The organism is Paenibacillus sp. MMO-58 (assembly GCF_037146255.1).
Classification (GTDB): domain Bacteria; phylum Bacillota; class Bacilli; order Paenibacillales; family Paenibacillaceae; genus Pristimantibacillus.
Genome location: NZ_JBBCVY010000067.1, coordinates 1 through 203 on the forward strand (window position 1 = coordinate 1; position 203 = coordinate 203).

The window sequence follows — 203 nt, forward strand, 5'->3', positions numbered from 1 at the left end:
TTTGGGCTAATCCGCGTTCGCTCGCCGCTACTGACGGAATCACTTTTGTTTTCTCTTCCTCAGGGTACTTAGATGTTTCAGTTCCCCTGGTGTGCCTCTTGTTAACCTATGGATTCAGTTAACAGTGACTGTCCATTACGACAGCCGGGTTTCCCCATTCGGACATCCCCGGATCAATGCGTGCTTACCGCTCCCCGAGGCAG

1 rRNA gene is annotated in these 203 nt (G+C 52.2%); it reads right to left on the bottom strand.

Annotated features, from left to right (window positions below):
- Positions 1 to 203 (bottom strand): 23S ribosomal RNA (locus WFJ73_RS33325); the annotation flags it as partial.